Annotated in this window: 17 protein-coding genes and 4 tRNA genes; 19 read left to right on the forward strand and 2 right to left on the reverse strand. The window is 50.4% G+C overall.

What is annotated here, in order from left to right; all coding sequences use genetic code 11:
- Position 1 precedes the first annotated feature (1 nt).
- Positions 2–802, reverse strand: coding sequence for a diaminopimelate epimerase (gene dapF / locus G9409_RS04245; protein ID WP_166807589.1), 801 nt, complete (start codon positions 800–802; stop codon positions 2–4).
- 395 nt (positions 803–1,197) lie between these two features.
- Between dapF and G9409_RS04250 the strand changes: the two genes are divergently transcribed.
- From G9409_RS04250 to G9409_RS04260, 3 genes are all read left to right on the forward strand, one after another.
- Entirely contained in the window at positions 1,198–3,393 is a 2,196-nt protein-coding gene (locus G9409_RS04250; protein WP_166807590.1) for a photosystem I reaction center subunit IX, read from the forward strand.
- Positions 3,394–3,482: 89 nt separating this feature from the next.
- Positions 3,483–4,235 carry an indolepyruvate ferredoxin oxidoreductase subunit alpha gene (locus tag G9409_RS04255; RefSeq protein ID WP_166807591.1) on the forward strand — a complete coding sequence of 251 codons (753 nt, stop codon included), beginning with the start codon at positions 3,483–3,485 and terminating at the stop codon, positions 4,233–4,235.
- Between the two features lie 93 nt (positions 4,236–4,328).
- The gene (locus G9409_RS04260) at positions 4,329–5,117 is read left to right on the forward strand and encodes a polyprenol monophosphomannose synthase (RefSeq protein ID WP_166807592.1); all 789 of its coding nucleotides are present in this window, start codon (positions 4,329–4,331) and stop codon (positions 5,115–5,117) included.
- A 214-nt stretch (positions 5,118–5,331) separates the two neighbouring features.
- Here the strand turns inward: G9409_RS04260 and G9409_RS04265 are convergent, their stop codons facing one another.
- Positions 5,332–7,404 carry an elongation factor G gene (locus tag G9409_RS04265; RefSeq protein ID WP_166807593.1) on the reverse strand — a complete coding sequence of 691 codons (2,073 nt, stop codon included), beginning with the start codon at positions 7,402–7,404 and terminating at the stop codon, positions 5,332–5,334.
- 247 nt (positions 7,405–7,651) lie between these two features.
- Here G9409_RS04265 and eno point away from each other — a divergent pair, with 247 nt between their 5' ends.
- The 16 genes from eno (at position 7,652) to rpoC (ending at position 24,414) form a co-directional block, all read left to right on the forward strand.
- A complete protein-coding gene (gene eno, locus G9409_RS04270) occupies positions 7,652–8,965 on the forward strand; it encodes a phosphopyruvate hydratase (RefSeq protein ID WP_166807594.1) in 1,314 nt (437 codons plus the stop codon).
- Positions 8,966–9,067: 102 nt separating this feature from the next.
- A complete protein-coding gene (locus tag G9409_RS04275; RefSeq protein WP_235923233.1) occupies positions 9,068–9,376 on the forward strand; it encodes an FtsB family cell division protein in 309 nt (102 codons plus the stop codon).
- A gap of 27 nt (positions 9,377–9,403) precedes the next feature.
- Entirely contained in the window at positions 9,404–11,443 is a 2,040-nt protein-coding gene (gene ispG / locus G9409_RS04280) for a (E)-4-hydroxy-3-methylbut-2-enyl-diphosphate synthase (RefSeq protein ID WP_166807595.1), read from the forward strand.
- Positions 11,444–11,452: 9 nt separating this feature from the next.
- Positions 11,453–12,274, forward strand: a complete 822-nt coding sequence (locus tag G9409_RS04285; protein ID WP_166807596.1) for an SDR family NAD(P)-dependent oxidoreductase — start codon at positions 11,453–11,455, stop codon at positions 12,272–12,274.
- A gap of 69 nt (positions 12,275–12,343) precedes the next feature.
- A tRNA-Thr gene (locus G9409_RS04290) sits at positions 12,344–12,416 on the forward strand.
- A gap of 10 nt (positions 12,417–12,426) precedes the next feature.
- Positions 12,427–12,508, forward strand: a tRNA-Tyr gene (locus G9409_RS04295).
- A 21-nt stretch (positions 12,509–12,529) separates the two neighbouring features.
- Positions 12,530–12,602 (forward strand) — tRNA-Thr (locus G9409_RS04300).
- A gap of 24 nt (positions 12,603–12,626) precedes the next feature.
- A tRNA-Trp gene (locus G9409_RS04305) sits at positions 12,627–12,699 on the forward strand.
- 45 nt (positions 12,700–12,744) lie between these two features.
- Complete coding sequence (secE, locus tag G9409_RS04310; RefSeq protein ID WP_006367345.1) at positions 12,745–12,936, forward strand: preprotein translocase subunit SecE; 192 nt, start codon at positions 12,745–12,747, stop codon at positions 12,934–12,936.
- Positions 12,937–12,958: 22 nt separating this feature from the next.
- Positions 12,959–13,534 carry a transcription termination/antitermination protein NusG gene (gene nusG / locus G9409_RS04315; RefSeq protein ID WP_166807597.1) on the forward strand — a complete coding sequence of 192 codons (576 nt, stop codon included), beginning with the start codon at positions 12,959–12,961 and terminating at the stop codon, positions 13,532–13,534.
- 40 nt (positions 13,535–13,574) lie between these two features.
- Positions 13,575–14,000: a 50S ribosomal protein L11 gene (gene rplK, locus G9409_RS04320; protein ID WP_166807598.1), complete on the forward strand. Its 426-nt coding sequence runs from the start codon at positions 13,575–13,577 to the stop codon at positions 13,998–14,000.
- A 71-nt stretch (positions 14,001–14,071) separates the two neighbouring features.
- Positions 14,072–14,761, forward strand: a complete 690-nt coding sequence (rplA, locus tag G9409_RS04325) for a 50S ribosomal protein L1 (protein WP_166807599.1) — start codon at positions 14,072–14,074, stop codon at positions 14,759–14,761.
- An 18-nt stretch (positions 14,762–14,779) separates the two neighbouring features.
- Complete coding sequence (gene rplJ / locus G9409_RS04330) at positions 14,780–15,298, forward strand: 50S ribosomal protein L10 (RefSeq protein WP_166807600.1); 519 nt, start codon at positions 14,780–14,782, stop codon at positions 15,296–15,298.
- Between the two features lie 67 nt (positions 15,299–15,365).
- Complete coding sequence (gene rplL / locus G9409_RS04335) at positions 15,366–15,740, forward strand: 50S ribosomal protein L7/L12 (RefSeq protein WP_006366138.1); 375 nt, start codon at positions 15,366–15,368, stop codon at positions 15,738–15,740.
- 213 nt (positions 15,741–15,953) lie between these two features.
- Positions 15,954–19,856: a DNA-directed RNA polymerase subunit beta gene (gene rpoB / locus G9409_RS04340; RefSeq protein WP_166808026.1), complete on the forward strand. Its 3,903-nt coding sequence runs from the start codon at positions 15,954–15,956 to the stop codon at positions 19,854–19,856.
- Between the two features lie 70 nt (positions 19,857–19,926).
- Entirely contained in the window at positions 19,927–24,414 is a 4,488-nt protein-coding gene (gene rpoC / locus G9409_RS04345; RefSeq protein WP_166807601.1) for a DNA-directed RNA polymerase subunit beta', read from the forward strand.
- Positions 24,415–24,466 lie beyond the last annotated feature (52 nt).

A 24,466-nucleotide genomic window follows, 5' to 3' on the forward strand; every position in this document is an offset into this window, starting at 1 on the left:
GTTATGCAATCGTGATGGTGCCTCTGTAGACAATCTTTGCCGGACCGGTAAGGTAGACCTCCTGCATCGCTTCGTCGAAACGGACTTCAAGGATGTCGCCGCTTTTTACCGTTACCCTGATGTTGCAGCTCTCCACCTTGCCCAGTTTTCGGCTCATGAGTGCTGCGGCTACTGCTCCGGTTCCGCAGGCGAGGGTTTCATCCTCAACCCCGCGCTCAAAGGTGCGAATCGAAAGAGAGTCGGGAGAGGTAATCTCGATAAAATTGACATTGGTGCCTCCGGGGAACTCGTCGGTTCTGTGCCTGATGGTTCGGCCTGTTCCTGTGACACTGGCGCTTTCGAGGTCTGAAGTATATATAATAATATGCGGAGAGCCGGTATTGACCGAGTGGCAGGTGAGCCCTTCAAGAGCAATACCGGTTCTGAAGTTTTCGGGTGCGAGCATGCGGAGCTGAACGGTTTCCGGCCCGGTCACAACGGCGACATAGCGATTTCCGTTGGCTTCAAAGGTGCAACCGTTAGCAGATGAAAAGTGTACGCCGATGGTGTGGGCGAACCAGACCGCGCACCGCCCGCCGTTGCCGCACATTGAGCCCAACAGGCCGTCGGAATTGTAATAGTTCATGCTGAAGTCATAGCGCTCTGAAGGCTCAATGAGAATAAGCCCGTCGGCACCAATACCGGTTCTCCTGGTACAGAGATCCCTTATCTGACGGGTAGCAAGATGTATCGAAAGAGAGCGGTTGTCGATAACAATAAAGTCATTGCCTGCTCCCGAGAGTTTGCTGAAGGTGATTTCCATGATTCAGTTTAATGTTCCCCCGAGCTCTTCTTCCGGCCTCATTCAGATAGTTTCAAGGCCAAAAAAAGGGCTCCAGGAAGAGCTTTCATGCTGTATAATAAAACAATAGCGCCTTATTGCGCCGCCAAAAAATTTATTATTAAAAATTTTTTCTTATTTTATTTGCTAAAACGTGAGGTGAATTATTTGGTGAATCCCCTCTCTGTTGCAGGTATTAACATGGATATTTCCAGAAGTCTGATATAGATTTTACGTGCAGAGCGTTACGATACATGCAGAAAGCCGGATGGTTCAGCTGAGCTCTCAAGGGCCAAATGGCATTAGTCTGACAGTATCGCAAGAGTTTTCTTTCGGTTTCTTCAACCTGAATATGTCCAAACAAAGGAGAGAATACAATGGCTGAACAAGTGAATCCGGCCGGAGTCAAGCCAAAGGGCACAGTCCCACCTCCCAAGGGGAATGCTCCTTCTCCAAAGGGGAACGGCGCTCCAGGCGCTCCATCCGTTATCAAGGAGCAGGATGCTTCAAAAATGAGAAGATTTCTGTTCCAGCGAACAGAGACTCGTAGCACCAAGTGGTATCAGATTTTTGATACCGACAAGGTTGATGATGAGCAGGTAGTGGGTGCTCACCTTGCCCTGCTTGGAGTTCTGGGTTTTCTCATGGCCATCTACTACATTTCCGGCATTCAGGTTTTTCCATGGGGTGCACCGGGATTTCATGACAGCTGGTTCTATCTTACCATCAAGCCGAGAATGGTCTCTCTCGGTATTGATACCTACAGCACCAAAACCGACGATCTTGCGTTTGCCGGACAGAATCTGCTCGCCTGGGCAGGGTATCACCTGCTGGCCGGTTCCGTTCTGATTTTCGGCGGATGGCGTCACTGGACCCACAACCTCACCAATCCGTTTACCGGTCGTGCCGGTAACTTCCGCGACTTCCGCTTTCTCGGCAAGTTCGGCGATGTGGTTTTCAGCGGAACAAGCGCCAAATCCTACAAGGATGCGCTCGGACCTCATGCGGTTTACATGTCGCTGCTCTTCCTCGGCTGGGGTCTTGTGATGTGGTTTATCCTTGGCTTTGCTCCGATTCCTGATTTTCAGACGATCAATGCCGAGACCTTTATGTCGTTCATCTTTGCGGTAATCTTTTTCTCTCTTGGTATCTACTGGTGGAACAACCCTCCGAATGCAGCCACCCATCTCAATGATGATATGAAGGCCGCATTCTCGGTACACCTTACAGCAATCGGCTATATCAACATTGCTCTTGGTTGTATCGCCTTCGTTGCTTTCCAGCAGCCATCATTTGCCGCATACTACAAACACCTTGACACACTTGCTTTCTATATTTATGGAGAGCCATTCAACAGGGTGAGCTACAACTTTGTTCAGGAGGGCGGCAGAATCATCTCCGGCTCGAAAGAGTTTGTTGATTTTCCTGCTTTTGCAATTCTTCCGAAGAATGGATCTACTTTCGGTATGGCAAGAACCGTGATCAACCTGATCACCTTCAACCATATTATCTGCGGTGTGCTCTATGTCTTTGCCGGTGTTTATCATGGTGGCCAGTATCTCCTTAAAATCCAGCTTAACGGCCTCTACAGCCAGATCAAGTCTGTCTTTGTCGCCAAGGGTCGTGATCAGGAGGTCCAGGTCAAGATTCTCGGAACAGTCATGGCACTCTGTTTTTCAACCATGCTCTCCGTTTATGCTGTTATCGTCTGGAACACCATCTGTGAACTGAATATGTTCGGTACGAACATTCTGATGTCGTTCTACTGGCTGAAACCACTTCCGATTTTCCAGTGGATGTTCACTGATCCAAGTATCAATGACTGGGTTATGGTTCACGTTATTGTTGCAGGTTCGCTTTTCTCATTGATCGCGCTTGTTCGTATTGCATTTTTCTCGCACACATCACCACTGTGGGATGATCTTGGTCTCAAGAAGAACTCCTACTCCTTCCCCTGTCTTGGCCCGGTCTATGGCGGTACATGCGGTGTATCGATCCAGGATCAGCTCTGGTTTGCAATGTTGTGGGGAATCAAGGGTCTTTCTGCAGTCTGCTGGTATATCGATGGTGCATGGATTGCATCAATGATGTATGGTGTTCCTGCGGCCGATGCAAAAGCATGGGACTCTGTTGCCGGACTTGCCCATCACTATTCAGCTGGTATCTTCTACTACTTCTGGACAGAGACGGTCAACATCTTCTCAAGCTCGCATCTTTCGACGATTCTGATGATCGGTCATCTGATCTGGTTTATCAGCTTTGCCGTATGGTTTGAAGATCGCGGTTCCCGTCTTGAAGGTGCTGATATCCAGACCAGAACTATCCGCTGGCTTGGAAAGAAGTTTCTCAACCGTGATGTTGCGTTCCGCTTCCCGGTACTGACGATTTCAGACTCGAAGATGGCAGGTACATTCCTTTATTTCGGCGGTGTATTTATCCTTGTCTTCCTGTTTATCGGAAACGGATTCTATCAGACTGACTCCCCTCTGCCTCCGCAGGTTGGTGATGCAGCGGTATCAGGTCAGGTTCTTCTTACACAGGTTGTTGACTATCTGATGAAGCTGGTCGCCTGAAACTCCCAGAGCCTGGGCGGTATGCAATACCGTTCAGGCTTTGATTATTGCTACTAAAGTCTATTCTGTAATTTAAGAGGAGGGTTTTTATGGCCGATCCTGTACAACAGCCAGATATATCGTCAGTGCCAGCCTCAAAGGCCAAGCCAGCTCCGCCGAAGGCGGCAGCTCCGGCAGCAAAACAGGCTGAGGCAAAACCAAAAGCACCTGCGCCGAAGCAGGTTGGAAAGCCAAGGCTTGAACCGCTTAATGTCAATCTTGGAAGAACCGGTATTGCTTCGGAATCTCTTCAGCCGATAAAGAAGGCAGCAGCGAAACCGGCTCCGGGCGCAGCACCTGCAGCTCCGGCAGCAAAAGGTGCTCCGGGCGCAAAACCGGCAGCCCCTGCCGCAAAAGGGGCACCGGCCGTACCTGGAGCCAAGCCGGTTCCTGGAGCAAAACCTGCTGCACCTGCAGCTAAAGGTGCTCCTTCAGCACCGGGAGCCAAACCCGCAGCACCTGCAGCTCCGGCAGCCAAAGCTGCACCAAGGGCGAAATCCCATTATTTTATTATCGAGAACCTCTGTGTCGGTTGCGGTCTCTGCCTTGACAAGTGTCCACCAAAAGTTCAGGCTATCGGGTACAAGTTTTACGGGGATGTTCAGGAAGGAGGTTTCAGGGCCTATATTGACCAGGATGCCTGTATCTCCTGCTCTGCCTGTTTCTCTTCTGATGAATGCCCTGCTGCGGCATTGATAGAGGTGCTTCCTGACGGTGAAGTTCTTGACTATAAATTCACCCCTCCGGAGCGACTTGATTTCGATCTGCGCTTCCTTCACCGTTTTCACAGGGAGTCGAGTTAGAAGAGTAGTGAACTTGTTCTCTTCACAGCGTAGTTTTATAAAAGCATTGCTTCACCGGAGCAATGCTTTTTTTTTCGAATATCACCTTCTCTCATGCAGGATACTTATTCCTTACAGCCGGAACAATCCGGAAGCTTACATACGGACGATGCTGTAACGCAAAACAGTGTACTGGTCATCATTCCAACCTACAATGAGGCTGAAAATATCGGCAGGCTGCTGAACGATCTGGAACAGCTTTACCCATCAACTGTTGAGATGCTGGTGATTGATGACAACTCTCCTGACGGAACAAGGGATATTGTGCGATCACTGCAGACAGTTATTCCTCGTCTGCACATGATTACACGGGAACGAAAGCTGGGGCTTGGTACAGCTTACCTTAACGGTTTCCGTTACGCCCTTGAGCACAACTACCGGTATGTTGTTGAAATGGATGCAGATTACTCACACGATCCGGTGATGATCCGTGAACTGCTTGAAGCAATGACGGGTGCTGATCTGGTTATCGGTTCCCGCTACATGAATAATACGGTCAATGTTGTCAACTGGCCGCTTGGCCGCCTCATCCTTTCAAAACTTGCCAGTATCTATACGCGCATGGTAACAGGATTACCGGTCGCTGATCCGACCAGCGGATTCAAATGTTTCTCTGCAGCAGTATTGCGTTCGCTTGATCTTGACCGGATAAATTCCCAGGGCTACTCTTTTCAGATCGAGATGAATTTCAGAGTATGGAAAAAAGGGTTCACTATACGGGAGGTACCTATTGTCTTTGTTGACCGAACCGTAGGGAAATCAAAAATGACCAGGCAGAATATCCGGGAGGCAATCCGTATAGTCTGGCTGTTGAAGATAAAGTCAATATTCGGCCTCCTGTAGGGGCTGACCTGCGTGTTAGCGGGATTTCTCACCTGCTGCGCAGGATTCGAAATGACAGAAAGAAGATCCATCGCGATCTTTCCGAAATCTCATTCCGAGGTTCCCTGCATGTCATCCCGAACCGAAGGGAGGGATCTGATTGATTGCCAGGTTCGGTGAAAAGATTTCTCACCCTCCCGACGGGTCGGGAGGATTCGAAATGACACGAAAGCAGTTATGCCCCTTTATCGGCGATAATCTTCTGGGCGATATCGGGCGGCGCCTCCTCATAATGGCTGAAGCTGTAGGTATATCTTGCCCGGCTTTGCGTCAGGCGTGTAAGCGCATGATGGAACGGTGTCAGTGCTGCCTGGGGAATAAGAGCCCGGATGATCTGCATTCTGACATCAGCCTCCATACCCAGTATTTTACCCCGCTTGCTGGAAATATCACCGACAATTTCACCGGTGTACTGATCCGGCGCATAGACGGTCAGGGAGTAGAGCGGTTCAAGCAGGAACGGTTTGGCCTTTTCGAAAGAGGCCTTGAATGCCATACTTGCTGCAATTTTAAAGGCAAACTCTGAACTGTCTACCGGGTGAAATGATCCGTCATAGGCTACTGCTTTGAGATCAACCACCGGATAGCCGGCAAGTATACCGTGCTCAATGGCTTCATGAAGTCCCTTTTCAACAGCAGGGAGGTAGCGTGTCGGCACAACACCACCGACCACTTCGCTTGCAAAGCTGAATCCCGAGTCACGAGCTACCGGTTCCAGACGAACCCAGACATCACCATACTGCCCTCTGCCGCCGGACTGCTTTTTATACTTCCCCTGGGCTGAGGAGGGCACACGAATGGTCTCACGGTAAGGGATCTTGATGGGGGAGATATCAACCTTGACATTGAATTTTGCCTGAAGGCGGCTGATGATGGTTTCAAGGTGGGTTTCACCAAGGGTTTTCAGTATGGTCTGGTTAAACTCAACATCATGATCAATGGCAAAACTCGGATCCTCCTCATGCAGATGGTGCAGGCCGGAAGAGATTTTGTCTTCATCACCCTGGGTGAGAGGGATGATGGCCGTGGCAAGTACCGGTACCGGAAACTTGATCGGACTGACCCTGCAGAGCGTCCCTTTGTCGGCAAGGGTATCATTGGTGTGGGCATCCTTGAGCTTGACAACCATACCGATATCTCCGGCGAGGAGCTTGTCAACGGGGATTTTTTTCTGGCCGAGCATGGTGTATACCTGCCCCGGTTTTTCAATCTGTCCGGTCTGAACATCAATCAGTTCATGTCCGGTTTCAAGATGGCCCGAATATACACGCAGAAAGGAGATCTCTCCGATACGGGGTTCCGACATGGTTTTGAAAATAAATGCAACGGTGGGGCCGTTCGGGTCCGGCTGCAGAAGGTTCTCTTTCTCATCGACCGTACATATGGTGTGTTCAGGTCCGCGTTCAATCGGTGAGGGGCAGAGGTTGACGATTGCGTTCAGGAGGCGCTCTGAACCGATAAGATGGAGGGGTGAGGTGCAGAAAACAGGGAAAAAGGTTCTGGTCAGCAGCGCCGATTTGATTCCTGAGCGGAGCTCCTCCTCGGTAAGGTTTCCGACTTCGAAAAACCTGTTCATCAGCTCTTCATCGGTTTCCGCAACCGCTTCAACAAGCTCCTGATGCATCTCTTCGGCACGCTTCAGATAGAGGTCCGGAATCTCGGAGATAGTCATGCTGCCGGGTTTATCCGGGCTGAACTCTATCTGCTTCATCATCAGGACATCGATAAGGGTATGATGTCCGAGGCCCTCTTCGGCCGGAAATTGAATGGGCGTGACAAGGTGGCCGAAATGATCCCGAAGCTCCTGCACCGTATTGTTGAAGCTGGTTCTTTCGGCATCGAGTTTTGTCAGGATGAACATGACCGGTTTATAGTACTCACCGGTATAATCCCAGATGATATCTGTGCCGACTTCAACGCCGGTTGCGGCATTGACGGTCATGAGTACGGTATCGGCAACCCGCATGGCGGACTTGACATCGCCGTGAAAGTCAAGCAGGCCGGGTGTATCGATAATGTTTATTTTCTGTTCGTTCCAGAAACCGTGAATGAGGGAGGTGTTCAGACTGTGTTGGCGCTCGATTTCATCATTTGAGTAATCCGAGAGCGTGTTTCCGTCTTCAATACTTCCGAGGCGATTTATTACTCCCATGGAGAGAGCAAGTGATTCGCAAAGCATGGTCTTGCCGCTTCCGGTATGACCTGTAATAACAATGTTTCTCAATTGATCCGGCTGTACTGCATGCATGGCAGAACTCCTTTGTTGAATTAATGATGACCTCTCCGGTCGGTGTTCGATAAATGCGGTGCGGAAACATTCTGTGAAAGGAAAACCGCCCGAGAAGTAATTAACAAAAAAAAGTACTATTTGCTGCCGGGTGAACAATGAAATGGTTGAGAAAAAAGGATATATTTTCAATTCATGGCTGAACGATAATCACCGTTCAGCTCCGGCCTATGCAGTACGCTCATAACAACAATAAATATATTTCGTTATGCCAATTATCAGGAAGATTCTTGCTCGTCAGATCCTTGATTCAAGGGGAAATCCAACGGTTGAAGTTGATGTCTATACCGAAACCTCATTCGGCCGGGCCGCGGTACCCAGCGGAGCTTCTACCGGTATCCATGAAGCGGTCGAACTCCGGGATGGCGATGCGGGCATCTATCTTGGAAAAGGGGTACTCAAGGCGGTTAACAATGTCAATACCGTTATCAATGATGCTCTTCAGGGAATGCTTGTGACCGAGCAGGAGGAGATTGATCAAGCGTTGCTTGCTCTTGACGGTACGCCGAACAAGGCGAAACTTGGAGCCAATGCCCTGCTTGGTGTTTCGCTTGCCTGTGCCCGTGCCGGTGCAGAGTACACCGGTCTGCCGCTTTTCCGTTATATCGGAGGAACCCTTGCCAACACGCTTCCTGTGCCGATGATGAATGTGCTGAACGGCGGAGCACATGCTGATAATACGGTTGATTTTCAGGAGTTCATGATTATGCCGGCCGGCTTCGACACCTTCTCTGACGCGCTGCGTTGCGGTGCGGAAATATTTCACGCGCTCAAGGCTCTACTGAAAAGCAAGGGGTTGAGTACCGCTGTCGGTGATGAGGGCGGTTTTGCTCCGAACCTTCGCTCAAATGAAGAGGCTATTGAACTGGTCATCGAGGCTATCGGCAAAGCCGGTTATAAGGCAGGTTCTCCGACCGACAAGGGCGGGCTCGGCGAAGCGCAGGTTATGATTGCCCTTGACCCTGCGAGTTCCGAATTTTATGATTCCGCCAAGAAGCGCTATGTGTTCAAGAAATCATCCAAACGGGAGCTGACCTCACAGGAGATGGCGGAGTACTGGGAGAAGTGGGCCAGTGACTATCCGATTATCTCCATTGAGGATGGTATGGCCGAGGATGACTGGGAGGGTTGGAAGATGCTGACCGACAAGATCGGTTCACGCGTACAGCTTGTCGGTGACGATCTCTTTGTGACCAACAGCAAACGGCTTGCTGATGGCATTGAGCGCGGCGTAGCCAACTCCATCCTGATCAAGGTCAACCAGATCGGGACACTTACCGAGACCCTTCAGGCTATTGATCTTGCAAAATCCAATGGTTACACCTCAGTCATCAGTCATCGCAGCGGTGAAACCGAGGACAGCACGATTGCCCAGATTGCTGTAGCGACAAATGCCGGACAGATCAAGACCGGCAGCATGTCACGTTCTGATCGTATGGCAAAGTACAATGAACTGCTCCGTATTGAAGAGGAGCTTGGTGATCAGGCCCGCTATCCGGGAAAGAGAGCCTTCAGAGTCTGAATAGTGTGCAGGGAACCCTTTTGCTGAAAGGGTTCCCTGCATTTATACCGGTGTCCGTTTTTTTACCTCTGCACTACCCGGCCAACCATAGCGTTTTGTGACTTGAAGAAGATTATCAACACTATATGGGAGCAAATCCGACTGAACCCGAAAAAGTATTTTTTCAGGTTGGTGTTTGCTTTTTTCGTTATCTGGTTTCTTTTTGATGACTTCGGTCTTGTTAAAAGAGTCCGCATGGAAGCCGAGCATCGTCTGCTTATTGAACGCCTGAAAGTTGAGCAGAAGAAAATTATTGCCAATGAGCTTCGCATCCAGCATGCTCATGATCCTGACAGTATCGAAAAAGCGGCAAGGGAGAAATATAATTTCCGTAAACCGGGTGAAACCCTCTTTATCATCACCGATAAATAGTTCTTCATCCAAGCGTTCTACCATTCAATGTATCAGTATCGTCGCCGTTTAACCAGGGAAGTCCCTTTTGGAGCCCTGGTACTGGGAGGCTATCAGCCTGTCAGGGTAGAGTCCATGACCAATATGCATACCATGGATACCGAGGCAACTGTTGCCCAGTGCCGAAGGCTTTATGAAGCCGGGTGCGAGATTATCCGTCTTACCGTTCCGACCGAAAAGGATGCTGAAAATCTCAGGAACATACGAGATCAACTCCGTCGTGACGGTATTGCTACGCCGCTTGTTGCCGATATTCACTTTTCACCGAAAGCAGCGCTCAAAGCGGTTGAATTTGTGGAAAATATTCGCGTCAATCCAGGCAACTATGCTGCCCGACCGAAGTTCTCAAGCGATGAGTATTCGGAAGAGGAGTACCTCCGGGAGATTGAGCATGTCCGTACCGAGTTTACGCCTCTTGTGGAAAAAGCCCGTCAATTCGGTGTGTCAATGAGAATCGGTACCAATCACGGGTCGTTGTCCGACCGTATTGTCAGCCGGTTCGGGAACTCGCCGGAAGGGATGGTTGAGGCGGCACTTGAGTTTGCAAGGATCTGTGAAGAGCTCGGCTATTACGATATCCTCTTTTCGATGAAAGCCTCAAACGTCCGGGTGATGATTCAGGCTTACCGGCTTCTGGTTGAGAAGGCGGACGGGGAGCTTAAACATGCCTATCCGCTTCATCTCGGAGTCACCGAAGCCGGGGATGGTGATGAGGGCCGGGTCAAGTCGGCTATGGGTATCGGAGCGCTTCTTGAGGATGGTCTTGGTGATACCATCCGGGTCTCGTTGACTGAGGATCCGGTTAACGAAGTTCCTGTCGGATTTGCGATCGTGAAAAAGTATAACGATTTCCAGCTTGTCAAGGGCGACAGGGGGCATATTCCCATAGGTCAGGTGGTTGAAAACCGTAATCGGCATAACCCTTCCCGGGAAAAGCCTCCGTTCTCTCCATTCAGCTATCAGCGTCGTCTCTCCCGCAAGGTTGAACTTGCAGGGATGAGGGTTGGGGGTGATGAGACGGTGCGAGTTGAAACAGAGCTCCACACCCCTCTCGCTAATATGGATGGGGTTTATGCGGAGGCGCTCAAAAGGCTTGCACCCGAAAAACCGCAGGATGCAATCCGTTCGGAGCTGGTCTCTGTACGGGTAGAGAGCAGTGAGGATCTTGACCATCTTGAACAGCTTCAGGCAAGACTCGGGGATCATGCCCGTTTTGTTGCAGCTTCAACGGGAGATATCTCCCTTTTTGTTCGTCTGCTTGATAAAGTCTCAAAGGCAAGGTTTGATATTGTGGAGGGTGAACGGCTTGATAAAGAGCTTCTCAGCCATCTTAAGGGTGAGCGCCTTGCCGCTGTCGAGCTCTGTTTTCTTCATGAACAGGCGACAGCCTCAGCCCCCGCCGGAGTTCTTCTGCATCTTGCTGAACAACTGCACCAGCAGGGGTGTGAACGGCTCTTTTTTTCCGTGCAGTCAAACGATGCGCTCTTTGCTACCCGTCGTCTTGTTCAGGCATTCAACAGCCGTTCACTGGACTATCCGCTCATTGTTCGTTACAGGGAGAGTGCTGCTGAACGGCTTGACTCGCTGATCAGCACTTCCGTTCAAACCGGGACGCTCTTTTGTGACGGTATCGGTGATATGCTCGCACTCCAAACCGGGCTCTCTGTGGATGACGAGGTCAATCTTGCCTTCAATATACTTCAGGGTGCAAGAGTCAGGATGTCCAAAACCGAATTCATCTCCTGTCCCGGCTGCGGCAGAACCTACTTTGAGCTTGAACAGGCAACGGCCGCCATAAAAAAGAGAATGGCCCATCTCAAGGGGTTGAAGATCGGCATCATGGGTTGTATTGTCAATGGCCCCGGAGAGATGGCCGATGCTGATTTCGGATATGTCGGAGCCGGAAAAAACCGCATCAATCTCTATGTAGGAAGAGAGTGTGTCGATGAAAATATTTCGGAGCAGGTTGCTGTTGACCGTCTCATTGAGCTGGTCAAAGAACGAGGAAAATGGGTTGATCCGGTATAACGGAGCGCCATGGCTATGCCGCCCTATAATCCCTTTGCTGCGGATTGTTCCCTGCGTTATGTGCTGATTACCGGTGCATCCATGGGTATAGGAGCGCTCTTTGCCCGTGAATTTGCCAAAAGAGGCCGAAATCTTGTGCTTGTCGCCCGTTCAGCCGACGCCATGCATATGCTGGCTGAAGAACTTCGCCGGAGCTGCGGTATCAGGGTTGAGGTCTTTCCTGCCGATCTGCGTGACCCCGGGAGCCCCGAACGAATCCTTGAGTTTTGCCACCTCCGCCATACCGAGGTCGATCTGCTCATTAACTGTGCCGGGCTTTCGCGTGCCGGTGATTTCAGTGACATCCCGGAGGAAAAGCTGGATGAGATCGTAATGGTCAATATGCTGACGCTGGCGAAACTCACCAGGCTCTTTCTGCCCGATATGGTGCAGAGAAAACAGGGCGCAATTATGAATATTGCCTCACTGGCCGGATTTCAGGGCGTTCCGGGTCTCGGACTCTATTCTGCGACGAAGTCATTTATTATAACCCTCTCCGAAGCACTTCATGCTGAGCTGAAAAAGAGTGGAATCAGTGTTACCGCGGTTTGTCCGGGCTTCACTGATACCGCTATTTTTGAACATTCCGGTCATAACCGGACGCAGATACGTCTGCCGGTTTGCAAGCCGGAAGTTGTTGTTGAAGCGGCAATTAAAGGCTTGATGAAAAACAGGATGCTTGTCTATCCCACCCTGCTTGACAGGTTTCTGGTCTACTCCCAGAGGGTCGCTTCCAGAGGGATGGCAATAGGGCTTGCTGGTTTTTTTGCAGGGATAAGGAGTGATAGATAAATTATTCCTTTTTTCTTTGTATAATTGAAATCGCTCAGTATATTACCTGCCCTGTTTTTTGAAAGAGCTGCTGGTGTAGCTCAATTGGTAGAGCAGCTGATTTGTAATCAGCAGGTTGCGGGTTCGAGTCCCATCACCAGCTCTGGATTATCGGGTAGGTAGCGAAGTGGTTAAACGCAACAGACTGTAAATCTGTCGACTATGTCTTCGGAGGTTCGAATCCTCCCCTACCCACACTCTTTTTTCGTGTGTTATGCTGATGTAGCTCAGTCGGTAGAGCACTTCCTTGGTAAGGAAGAGGTCATCGGTTCAAGTCCGATCATCAGCTCAGGTTCTTGGGGTTTTGTTGGATACGTCAGTAGCTTAATTGGTAGAGCAGCGGTCTCCAAAACCGCAGGTTGGGGGTTCGATTCCCTCCTGACGTGCATGAAGAGAGGTATATCACTGTAGTTTATTCCGGATTCTTATTCATGAGTAATTATATCGGTAAAGCGGGCCAGTATTATCGCGATGTGATCAATGAGATGCGGAAGGTTGTCTGGCCGGGCAAGGAAGAGATAAAGGATTTGACGATTGTCGTGCTGACGGTTTCAGGTATACTTGCCTTGTTTACGTTTCTTGTCGACTGGGTCATAAATTTCGTTATGGGAAAGTTATTGTAAGAAACAGAGTTAAGGTGAATTGATGAGCGCAAGAAAAAAGGAAGTCGATATTCAGGGTGTTCCGGTTGCACGCTGGTATGCACTCAGGATTTATTCTGGCCATGAGCGCAAGGTGAAAGAGGGTATAGATGCTGAGGTGGCTCGTTGTAATCTTGCCGACAAGATTCTGCAGGTCTATGTTCCCTATGAGCGCTTTGTGGAGGTCAAGAACGGTAAAAAAAGAAGTCTTACCAAGAACGCCTTTCCGGGATATGTGCTTATCGAAGCTGTGCTTGACAAGCAGACAAGAAATCTGATTCTCGATATTCCTTCCGTGATGGGTTTTCTGGGTGTGGATGATAATCCGATCCCGCTCCGTCCTGATGAGGTCGAGAAGATTCTGGAGCCGGAGAACACGATTGAGCACCGCTCGATTATTGAGTCGCCGTTCAAGGTTGGCGATTCTGTCAAGGTTATAGACGGTCCGTTCAGTTCGCTTACCGGGGTTGTCCATGAGGTATGCACCGAGAGGATGAAGGTTAAGGTTATGATAAGTTTCTTTGGTCGCAGCACGCCCACAGAGCTTGATTTTTCACAGGTTAAGTCAGTTTCCCAATAATAGGGCTTAAGTAATTTAAGCTTCTGAATAGAAATAGATTATGGCAAAAAAGGTAATCGGCTTTATCAAGCTTCAGATCCCCGCTGGTGCAGCAAATCCCGCTCCTCCTGTAGGTCCCGCTCTCGGTCAGAAGGGTGTCAATATCATGGAGTTTTGCAAGCAGTTCAATGCAAAGACCCAGTCTGAATCGGGAATGATCATTCCTGTGGTGATTACGGTGTATTCTGACAAGTCGTTCACGTTTATCACCAAAACCCCTCCGGCTGCTGTTCTGCTTCTTAAAGAGGCACAGCTGAAAAAGGGTTCCGGCGAGCCGAACCGCAACAAGGTTGGAACGGTATCGCGTGAGCAGGTTCGCAGAATAGCCGAGCTGAAGATGCCCGATCTCAATGCGGTTGATCTCAGAGGTGCCGAGGAGATGATTGCCGGTACAGCAAGAAGTATGGGGATCGTTGTCGAGGGTTGATATTTTTTAGGTTCAAGGTTGTGGGAGGCCCTCAAAGGCCGCTTTTTTTACCACTTTTCAAGAGATAAACAATGGCTGGAAAAAAATACAGAAATGCAGCGTTGAAGGTTGATCGTCTCCTTGAGTACGATCTCGGTGATGCTGTGGAGAAGGTAAAGGAGATTACCGATTCGAAGTTCAATGCGACTATCGATATCGCGGTAAAGCTCGGCGTTGACCCTCGTCATGCTGATCAGGTTGTTCGTGGTACGGTTATGCTTCCGCACGGAACCGGCAAAACGGTTTCTGTTCTGGTTGTCTGTAAAGAGGCCAAGGTTGAGGAGGCAAAAGAGGCCGGTGCTGACATGGTCGGGTTTGAGGAGTATATCGAGAAAATCCAGGAAGGATGGACAGGTGTTGATGTTATTATTGCCACTCCCGACGTTATGGGCCAGCTTGGCAAGGTTGCAAAAATTCTCGGACCACGCGGTTTGATGCCGAATCCCAAGTCCGGAACCGTCACCATGGATGTGGCCAAGGCGGTCAAGGATGTCAAGGCTGGTAAAATCGAATTCAGGGTTGATAAAGCCGGAAATGTTCATGCTCCGGTCGGAAAGGTCTCTTTCGGTTCTGATGAGCTGGTAGTCAATATCAACAGTTTCCTCCGGGAGATTGTTCGCCTGAAGCCATCGGCAGCCAAGGGTCAGTATGTCCAGGGAATAGCGCTTTCAAGCACCATGTCCCCGAGCGTGAAGGTTAAAAAGGAAAAATTTGTCGCCTAATAAAAACGGTTTATACGAATGAAGCGAGATAGAAAAGAGCAGATCGTTCAGGATGTAACTGTGAAGGTCAACCGCTCACAGGGTATATATCTGACGGAATTCCAGGGATTGAGCGTGGCGAAAATGGCGGAGCTTCGCGGTGAGTTCAGAAAAGTCGGTGTTGAGTACCGTGTTGTCAAGAACACACTCATTAAGAAAGCGCTGAAGGATCTGGAGGGAGCTGACAAGCTTGCCGCCGGTCTGAAAAGCACAACAGCTGTTGCATTTGGATATGATGATCCGCTTGCTCCCGCCAAAGTCATCAGAAAGTTCAGCAAAACCAACGAAATGCTGAAGTTCAAGATGGCGGCAATCGATGGAGTTGTTTTTGGCGCGGATTCGCTGCCAGCGCTCTCTGAAATGCTGACCAAGACGGAAAATGTCGGTCGTGCAGCCGGATTGATCAACAATGTTGTCAGTTCTGTGCCGATCGTTGTTAATGCGATTGCAAGGAATCTGGTGTCGGTTCTTGACCAGGTAGCCAAGCAGAAGCAGTAACGGTACAACCAAACTATTACGCACTCAGAAATTATCATAATTGTAAATTAAACAAGAGAGGGGAATAATGTCTATCGAAACACTTGTAGAGGAAATTGGTAAGTTGACGCTTACAGAGGCTTCTGAACTGGTTAAGGCTCTGGAAACAAAGTTCGGCGTAAGTGCAGCTCCTGTCGCTGTGGCTGGTGTTGCTGCTGCCGCTCCTTCTGACGCTCCGGCAAAAGAAGAGCAGACCGAGTTTGACGTTGTGCTGACCGCAGCAGGCGAAAGCAAGATCAATGTTATCAAGGTTGTCCGTGCTATCACCGGTCTTGGACTGAAAGAGGCCAAGGATCTTGTTGACGGTGCACCGAAGACGGTTAAGGAAGCTGTATCGAAAGATGAAGCTGAAAAAATCGCCAAAGAGTTGAAAGACGCCGGCGCATCTGTTGAGTTGAAGTAATCTTTGAAAAGAGTCATTACTACAGCAAGCTCCGTTTCGATCTGAAACGGAGCTTTGTCCGTTTGTATAAGTTCTGTTGAGATGATAGTTCCTGTGATGATACGATTAAGATAAACCGGCTGTTTATGCGACCGGCAGAGTTTCTGTGGAGCTTTGTTCTGACTTAATCTGTAAGTAATTCATGCAATTGATAAAAGCGAGGTGCATGTGAAAGTGGCTGATGCGACAACACCCTGTATTGACTTTTCCAAAATCCAAAGTATAATAGAGCCGCCCGACTTATTAAAAGTTCAGTTAGATTCATTTCATAATTTCCTCCAGGATAGCGTTCCGCTCGCAAAGAGAAAGGATCAGGGCCTTGAACGGGTTCTACGCAGCGCTTTTCCTATTACCGATACCAGAGGGCTCTATCTGCTTGAGTATATCTCATACAGCTTTGACAAACCCAAATACACCGTTGAGGATTGTATTGAACGGGGTCTGACCTATGATGTATCGCTGAAAGTCAAACTCAAGCTCTCCTACAAGGACGAGCCGGATGAGACCGACTGGAAGGAGACGATTCAGCAGGAGGTATACCTCGGCAGAATCCCCTTTATGACCGAGCGGGGTACCTTTATTGTCAATGGCGCCGAGCGTGTAGTCGTTGCCCAGCTTCACCGCTCTCCGGGTGTGGTATTCAGTGAGGCGGTTCATCCGAACGGTAAAAAAATGTATTCGGCCAAGATTGTGCCGACCAGAGGCTCCTGGATCGAGTTCCAGACCGATATCAATAATCAGATTTTCGTCTATATCGACCAGAAAAAGAACTTTCTGGTCAGTGCACTTCTGCGCGCCATAGGCTTTACAAGGGACGAGGATATACTCGGTCTCTTTGACCTCGTTGAAGAGGTGCCTCTGAAAGCAGGCAAAAAGGAGCAGCTTGTCGGTCAGTATCTGGCTTCCGATATCGTCGATATGCAGACCGGCGAGGTTGTCAGTGCACGAACCGCGATCACGGAGGAGATCTTCGAGCAGATTCTTGCCGCAGGCTACAAGAGCGTCAAGGTGATGAAGAGCTTTGCCGGCGGTGACAAAGGCAAGGACAAGTCGATCATCATCAATACCATCCTCAATGACAGCTCCGCGACTGAGGAAGAGGCACTTGAAATTGTCTACGAAGAGCTCAGGGCCAATGAGGCTCCCGATATTGATGCAGCCAGAAGCTTCCTTGAGCGCACCTTCTTCAACCAGAAAAAGTATGATCTGGGTGATGTCGGCCGTTACAGGATCAAGAAAAAGCTCGGTCGTGAGTTTGAAGAGCTTGACACCTATCTGGCGGGCAAACCCGAGCTGAAGAAGCTTTCGGATACCATCTACGATAAAATTCTGCAGACCATTCAATCCTTTTCCGATGAACCTGTCGGTGAGGATATTCTGGTTCTCACGCATTATGATATTATCTCGGTTATCTACTACCTCATCAATCTTGTCAACGGCCTGGCCGAAGTTGATGATGTCGATCACCTTGCGAACCGTCGTGTTCGTTCGGTCGGTGAGCAGCTTGCCGCCCAGTTTGTCATCGGACTTGCCCGCATGGGCAAGAATGTCCGTGAAAAGCTCAATTCACGTGACTCCGACAAGATCGCTCCGGCAGACCTGATCAACGCAAGAACCGTATCAAGCGTTGTATCAAGCTTCTTTGCGACCAGTCAGCTCTCCCAGTTTATGGACCAGACCAATCCTCTGGCTGAAATGACCAACAAGAGAAGGGTTTCAGCACTTGGACCGGGCGGTCTTACCAGAGAGCGTGCAGGTTTCGAGGTTCGTGACGTTCACTACACCCACTACGGAAGGCTCTGCCCGATTGAAACACCGGAAGGTCCCAATATCGGTCTGATCTCGTCGCTCTCGGTCTATGCGGAGATCAATGACAAAGGCTTTATCCAGACCCCCTACCGCGTTGTCGAGAAGGGTCAGGTAACCGGCACCGTGCTGATGCTTTCGGCTGAAGATGAGGAGAACAAGATCACCGTTCCGGTCAGTGTTCCGCTCGACGCCAATAACAGAATCGCTCTTGAGACGGTTCAGGCCAGGACAAAGGGTGACTATCCCGTTGTTGCAGCCGAGGATGTCAACTATATGGACGTCTCTCCGGTTCAGATTGTCAGTGCGGCAGCGGCACTTATTCCCTTCCTTGAGCATGATGACGGTAACCGTGCACTGATGGGTGCAAACATGCAGCGCCAGGCGGTTCCGCTCCTCACCTCCGAAGCTCCGGTTGTTGGAACCGGCATGGAGGGCAAGGTTGCACGCGACTCCCGCTCGGTTATTGTTGCCGAGGGAACCGGTGTTGTTGAAGATGTTACGGCTGAATATGTACAGGTACGCTACGATATCAGTGTTGAAAATGATGTCCGTCTGTCGCTTCTTGATCCTGATGAAGGCCTTAAAACCTACAAGCTGATCAAGTTCAAGCGCTCGAACCAGGATACCTGTATCTCCCAGAAGCCGATGGTGCATATCGGCAACCGGGTTGAAAAAGGGTCGGTTCTTGCCGACAGTTCCTCAACCGATCACGGTGAGCTGGCTCTCGGCAAAAATGTTCTGGTAGCCTTCATGCCATGGCGTGGCTACAACTTTGAGGATGCTATCATTCTGAGTGAAAGGCTTGTCTATGACGATGTCTTTACCTCGATTCATGTTCATGAATTTGAAGCCAACGTTCGCGATACCAAGCGCGGTGAAGAGCAGTTTACCCGTGACATCTATAATGTCAGTGAGGATGCGCTCCGTAATCTTGACGAGAACGGTATTGTCCGTCTCGGCGCAGAGGTCAAGGAGCGGGATATCCTGGTCGGCAAGATCACCCCGAAAGGCGAGAGCGATCCGACGCCGGAAGAGAAGCTCCTCCGGGCTATTTTCGGCGACAAATCCAGTGATGTCAAGGATGCATCCATGCATGTGCCTGCAGGTATGAAGGGTATTGTCATCAAGACCAAGCTCTTCAGCCGCAAGAAAAAGGTCGGCATGGATGTCAAGGAGAAGCTTGAGGCGGTTGACAAACGATTTGACAGCAGGGAGTTTGATCTGCGCAAGCGCTTTGCCAAATGGCTGAAGCAGCACCTTGAGGGCGCGGTATCAATTGCCGTCAACAGCGACAAGGGCAAGGTTCTTATTGCCGAGGGCTCCGCGTTTGACGATGCGCTGCTTGCAAAATTCAGCAGCATGCCGTTCCTCGAGTCGATTGACTTTACCAAGGGGCTGACCGCGTCTGAAAAAGTCAACGAAAATGTTCTCCGTCTTGTCAAGGAGTTCCGCTTCAAGCTTAAGGATCTGAGTGACGAGCGCGAAAACGAAAAATACAAGATCAATGTGGGCGACGAACTTCCTCCTGGAATCGAAGAGCTTGCAAAGGTCTATATCGCCCAGAAAAGAAAGATCCAGGTTGGTGACAAGATGGCCGGACGCCACGGAAACAAGGGCGTTGTCGGTAAAATTCTGCCGATTGAGGATATGCCGTTCATGGCTGACGGTACCCCGGTTGACATTGTGCTCAACCCGCTTGGTGTACCGAGTCGTATGAATATCGGTCAGCTCTATGAAACCTCGCTCGGATGGGCCGCCAAAAAGCTCGGCGTCAAGTTCAAGACACCGATTTTCAATGGTGCCACCTACGAAGAGGTACAGCAGCAGCTGGAAAAAGCCGGTCTTCCGGCTCACGGAAAAGTGAGTCTGTTTGACGGCCGTACCGGCGAGCGCTTTGATGATGAAGTGACGGTGGGCTACATCTATATGCTTAAACTGAGCCATCTTGTCGATGACAAGATCCATGCCCGTTCAACCGGTCCATACTCGCTCATTACCCAGCAGCCGCTCGGAGGAAAGGCGCAGTTCGGTGGTCAGCGGTTCGGTGAAATGGAGGTCTGGGCTCTTGAGGCATACGGTGCAGCCAATATTCTCAGGGAGATGCTTACGGTCAAATCCGATGATGTGATCGGCCGTAACAAAACCTATGAGGCAATTGTTAAAGGCCAGAACCTGCCAGAGCCGGGTATCCCTGAATCATTCAACGTTCTTATCAGGGAGCTGCAGGGACTTGGTCTTGAGATTCGTATTGACGACAGGGTTCCTTAGTAATGTGTTTATTTGGCGTGTACATCATTAATGGACGTTAAAAAGAGTCGTTTAACAAGGAATATAGACTATGATTTTTTCACAGGGAGCATCGCCGCTTAAAGGTGATTTTTCAAGGATAAAGTTCAGTATCGCATCACCCGAGAGCATTCTTGCACACTCAAGGGGTGAGGTACTCAAGCCGGAAACAATCAACTACCGTACCTTCAAGCCGGAACGTGACGGCCTGATGTGCGAGAAGATTTTCGGACCTACCAAGGATTGGGAGTGCTACTGCGGCAAATACAAGCGCGTTCGCTATAAAGGGATCATCTGTGATCGCTGCGGCGTTGAAGTCACCACCAAAAGTGTCCGCAGGGAGCGCATGGGTCATATCTCCCTTGCGGTGCCTGTTGTGCATACCTGGTTTTTCCGTTCGGTTCCGAGCAAGATCGGCGCACTGCTCGATCTCTCTACCAAGGAGCTTGAGAGGATCATCTACTATGAGGTCTATGTGGTGATCAATCCCGGCGAGCCCGGAGAGAAACAGGGGATCAAGAAGCTTGATCGTCTGACCGAAGAGCAGTATTTCCAGATTATCACCGAATATGAAGATAATCAGGATCTTGATGATAGCGATCCTGACAAGTTTGTTGCCAAGATGGGCGGAGAGGCAATTCATCTCCTCCTCAGAAATATTGATCTCGACACCACTGCGGTGCATCTGCGCAAAGTGCTCAAGGAGAGCAGCTCCGAGCAGAAGCGGGCCGATGCGCTCAAGCGTCTTAAAGTTGTCGAGGCGTTCAGAAAAAGTTACGAACCGCACAAGAAGAGCCGCAAAAAACCGCAGGGGCTTTTTCCTGAAGACGAGTTGCCGGAACCCTATGTCTATGAGGGTAACAAACCGGAATATATGGTGATGGAGGTTGTACCGGTTATCCCGCCGGAACTTCGTCCGCTCGTTCCGCTTGAGGGTGGACGGTTTGCTACGTCAGATCTCAACGATCTCTACCGCCGGGTTATCATCCGGAACAACCGCCTGAAGAAGCTGATCGATATCCGCGCTCCCGAGGTTATTCTCCGTAATGAAAAGAGAATGCTCCAGGAAGCGGTTGATGCACTCTTTGACAACTCCCGCAAGGCCAACGCCGTAAAAACCGGTGAGTCCAACAGGCCGCTGAAGTCGCTCTCCGATGCCCTGAAGGGCAAGCAGGGCCGCTTCCGCCAGAACCTGCTTGGAAAACGTGTTGACTACTCCGGTCGTTCGGTTATCGTTGTCGGTCCGGAGTTGAAGCTGCATGAGTGCGGTCTGCCGAAAAGTATGGCAATCGAGCTCTTCCAGCCTTTTGTTATCCGCCGTCTTGTTGACCGCGGTATTGCCAAATCGGTCAAATCAGCCAAGAAGCTGATCGATAAAAAGGATCCTATTGTCTGGGATGTGCTTGAAAAGGTCATTGACGGTCGTCCGGTGCTGCTCAACAGGGCACCTACCCTTCACCGTCTCGGTATTCAGGCCTTCCAGCCGGTGCTGATTGAAGGCAAGGCTATCCAGATCCATCCGCTCGTCTGTACGGCATTCAACGCTGACTTTGACGGTGACCAGATGGCTGTGCATATTCCGCTTTCGCAGGAGGCGCAGCTTGAGGCATCACTGCTCATGCTTTCGTCACATAACCTTATTCTGCCGCAGTCAGGAAAACCGGTTACCGTTCCTTCACAGGACATGGTACTCGGTATGTACTATCTGACCAAGTCCCGCCCCGGAGATTTCGGCGAGGGGCAGATATTCTACAGTGCTGAAGATGTGCTGATTGCACACAATGAAGAGCGCGTCGGGCTGCATGCCCAGATCTTTGTCCAGTACTCCGGCCAGATCGATCAGAAGTTCGATCCGATCCGGGTGCTTGATACCCTTGTTGAACCGAAGACGGAAAAGAATATCTGGCTTAAGGCACAGATTGAAAAGAAGGCCGTGCTGCTGACTACCGTCGGCAGGGTTATCTTCAACCGTCATGTACCAGAAGAGATCGGCTTTATCAACCGCGTTATCGATAAAAAGGTTGCCAAGGAGCTGATCGGAAGGCTGAGCAGCGAAGTCGGTAACGTTGAGACCGCCAAATTCCTTGACAATATCAAGGAGGTCGGTTTCCACTATGCCATGAAGGGCGGTCTCTCTGTCGGCCTTTCCGATGCTATTGTGCCGGATACCAAGGCCAGGCATATCAAGAGTGCCCAGCGTGACAGCACCAAGGTTGTCAAGGAGTACAACCGTGGAACCCTGACGGATAACGAGCGCTACAACCAGATTGTTGACGTCTGGCAGAAAACCTCCAATATCGTTGCAGAGGAGTCCTACCAGAAGCTGAAGAAGGATCGCGAAGGTTTCAATCCGCTCTATATGATGCTTGATTCCGGAGCCCGAGGTTCCAGGGAGCAGGTACGTCAGCTGACCGGTATGAGAGGTCTTATTGCCCGTCCCCAGAAGTCGATGTCGGGTCAGCCGGGTGAGATCATTGAAAATCCGATTATCTCGAACCTCAAGGAGGGTCTTACGGTTCTTGAGTACTTCATCTCCACGCACGGTGCCCGTAAGGGTCTTTCCGATACATCGCTGAAAACAGCCGATGCCGGTTATCTGACCAGAAGGCTGCACGATGTGGCACAGGATGTTATTGTTACCATGGAGGATTGCGGAACCACCCGTGGTCTCTATGTCCACCGCAATATTGAGGAGGAGACCAGCGGTCAGATCAAGTTCCGTGAGAAGATCAAGGGACGAGTAGCCGCCCGCGATATTGTCGATACCCTGAACAATACGGTGGTTGTCCGCTCCGGAGAGATTATTACTGAAGAGCTTGCCGAGCTGATACAGGAGACCGCCGGTGTCGAAGAGGCGGAGATCCGTTCGGTTCTCACCTGTGAGGCCAAGATCGGTATCTGCTCCAAGTGCTACGGCACAAACCTTTCGGTACACGAAATTGTTGAGATCGGAGAGGCTGTCGGCGTTATTGCCGCGCAGTCGATCGGTGAACCTGGAACACAGCTTACGCTTCGTACCTTCCACCAGGGCGGTACGGCGCAGGGCGGTATCTCCGAAACCGAGACCAAGGCATTCTATGAAGGCCAGGTTCAGTTCGAGGATATCAAAAGTGTCCAGCACAGCGCAATCAACGAAGACGGTGTTGAGGATATCCGCTCGATTGTTATTCAGAAAAACGGCAAGATCAATATTGCCGATCCTGAAACCGGCAAAATTCTCAAGCGCTACCAGGTTCCGCATGGCGCGCATCTCAACTGTGAAAACGGTTCACTGGTCAAAAAAGACCAGGTGCTCTTCAGCAGCGAACCGAACAGTACGCAGATTATTGCCGAACAGCCGGGATTTATAAAATTTGCCGATATCGAGAAGGGTGTCACCTACAAGGAAGAGGTTGATCCCCAGACCGGTTTTGCCCAGCACACCATTATCAACTGGCGTTCAAAATTGAGAGCGACCGAAACCAGGGAGCCACGCCTCCTGATTGTGGACGGTAACGGTGAAGTTAAAAAGACCTACCCTGTGCCGATCAAGTCCAACCTCTATGTTGAGGATGGCCAGAAGATCGTTCCGGGTGATATCATGGCCAAGGTTCCGAGAAATCTTGATCGTGTCGGTGGCGATATTACCGCCGGTCTGCCGAAGGTTACCGAGCTGTTTGAGGCCCGAATTCCTACCGATCCTGCCATTGTTACTGAAATTGACGGTTATGTCAGCTTCGGTTCCCAGCGCAGAAGCAGCAAGGAGATCAAGGTCAAGAACGACTTTGGTGAAGAGAAGGTATACTATGTACAGGTTGGCAAGCATGTGCTTGCCAATGAGGGTGATGAGGTCAAGGCCGGCGATCCGCTGACCGATGGAGCGGTATCACCGCAGGACATTCTGAGGATTCAGGGTCCCAATGCCGTACAGCAGTATCTCGTCAACGAGATCCAGAAGGTCTACCAGATCAATGCCGGTGTTGAGATCAATGACAAGCATCTTGAGGTTATTGTGCGCCAGATGCTTCAGAAGGTTCGGGTTGAAGAGCCCGGTGATACCGAGCTGCTCCCCGGTGACCTGATTGACCGGAGTGCCTTTATGGATGCCAACGAGGGTGTTTCCGAGAAGGTACGCATTACCGAGAAAGGTGATGCTCCGGCCAGAATTCAGGATACCCAGCTCCACAAGATGCGTGACATCGCCAAGCTTAACCGTGAGCTGCGCAAGAACACCAAAACCATGATCGCTTTTGAGCCGGCCCTTCAGGCGACCTCTCATCCGGTTCTGCTTGGTATTACCAGTGCAGCATTGCAGACCGAGAGTGTTATTTCGGCCGCATCGTTCCAGGAGACCACCAAGGTTCTGACCGATGCAGCGGTTGCAGGTAAGGTTGATTTCCTTGCCGGACTCAAAGAGAACGTCATTGTCGGCAAGCTGATCCCTGCCGGTACCGGACTGAAAAAGTACAAGGCTATCAAGCTGACCGGAGATGGTCAGGATACCGTAGCAGTAGCGCCGGGTGCTGAGGGTGAAGCGGTAACGGAGCCTTCTGACGTGTAGTTCGGAAGCGTTGCCAAAAGATGAGTAATAAAAAAGGGAGATGCGAGTCTCC

It is taken from the genome of Candidatus Chlorobium masyuteum, assembly GCF_011601315.1.
GTDB lineage: Bacteria > Bacteroidota > Chlorobiia > Chlorobiales > Chlorobiaceae > Chlorobium > Chlorobium masyuteum.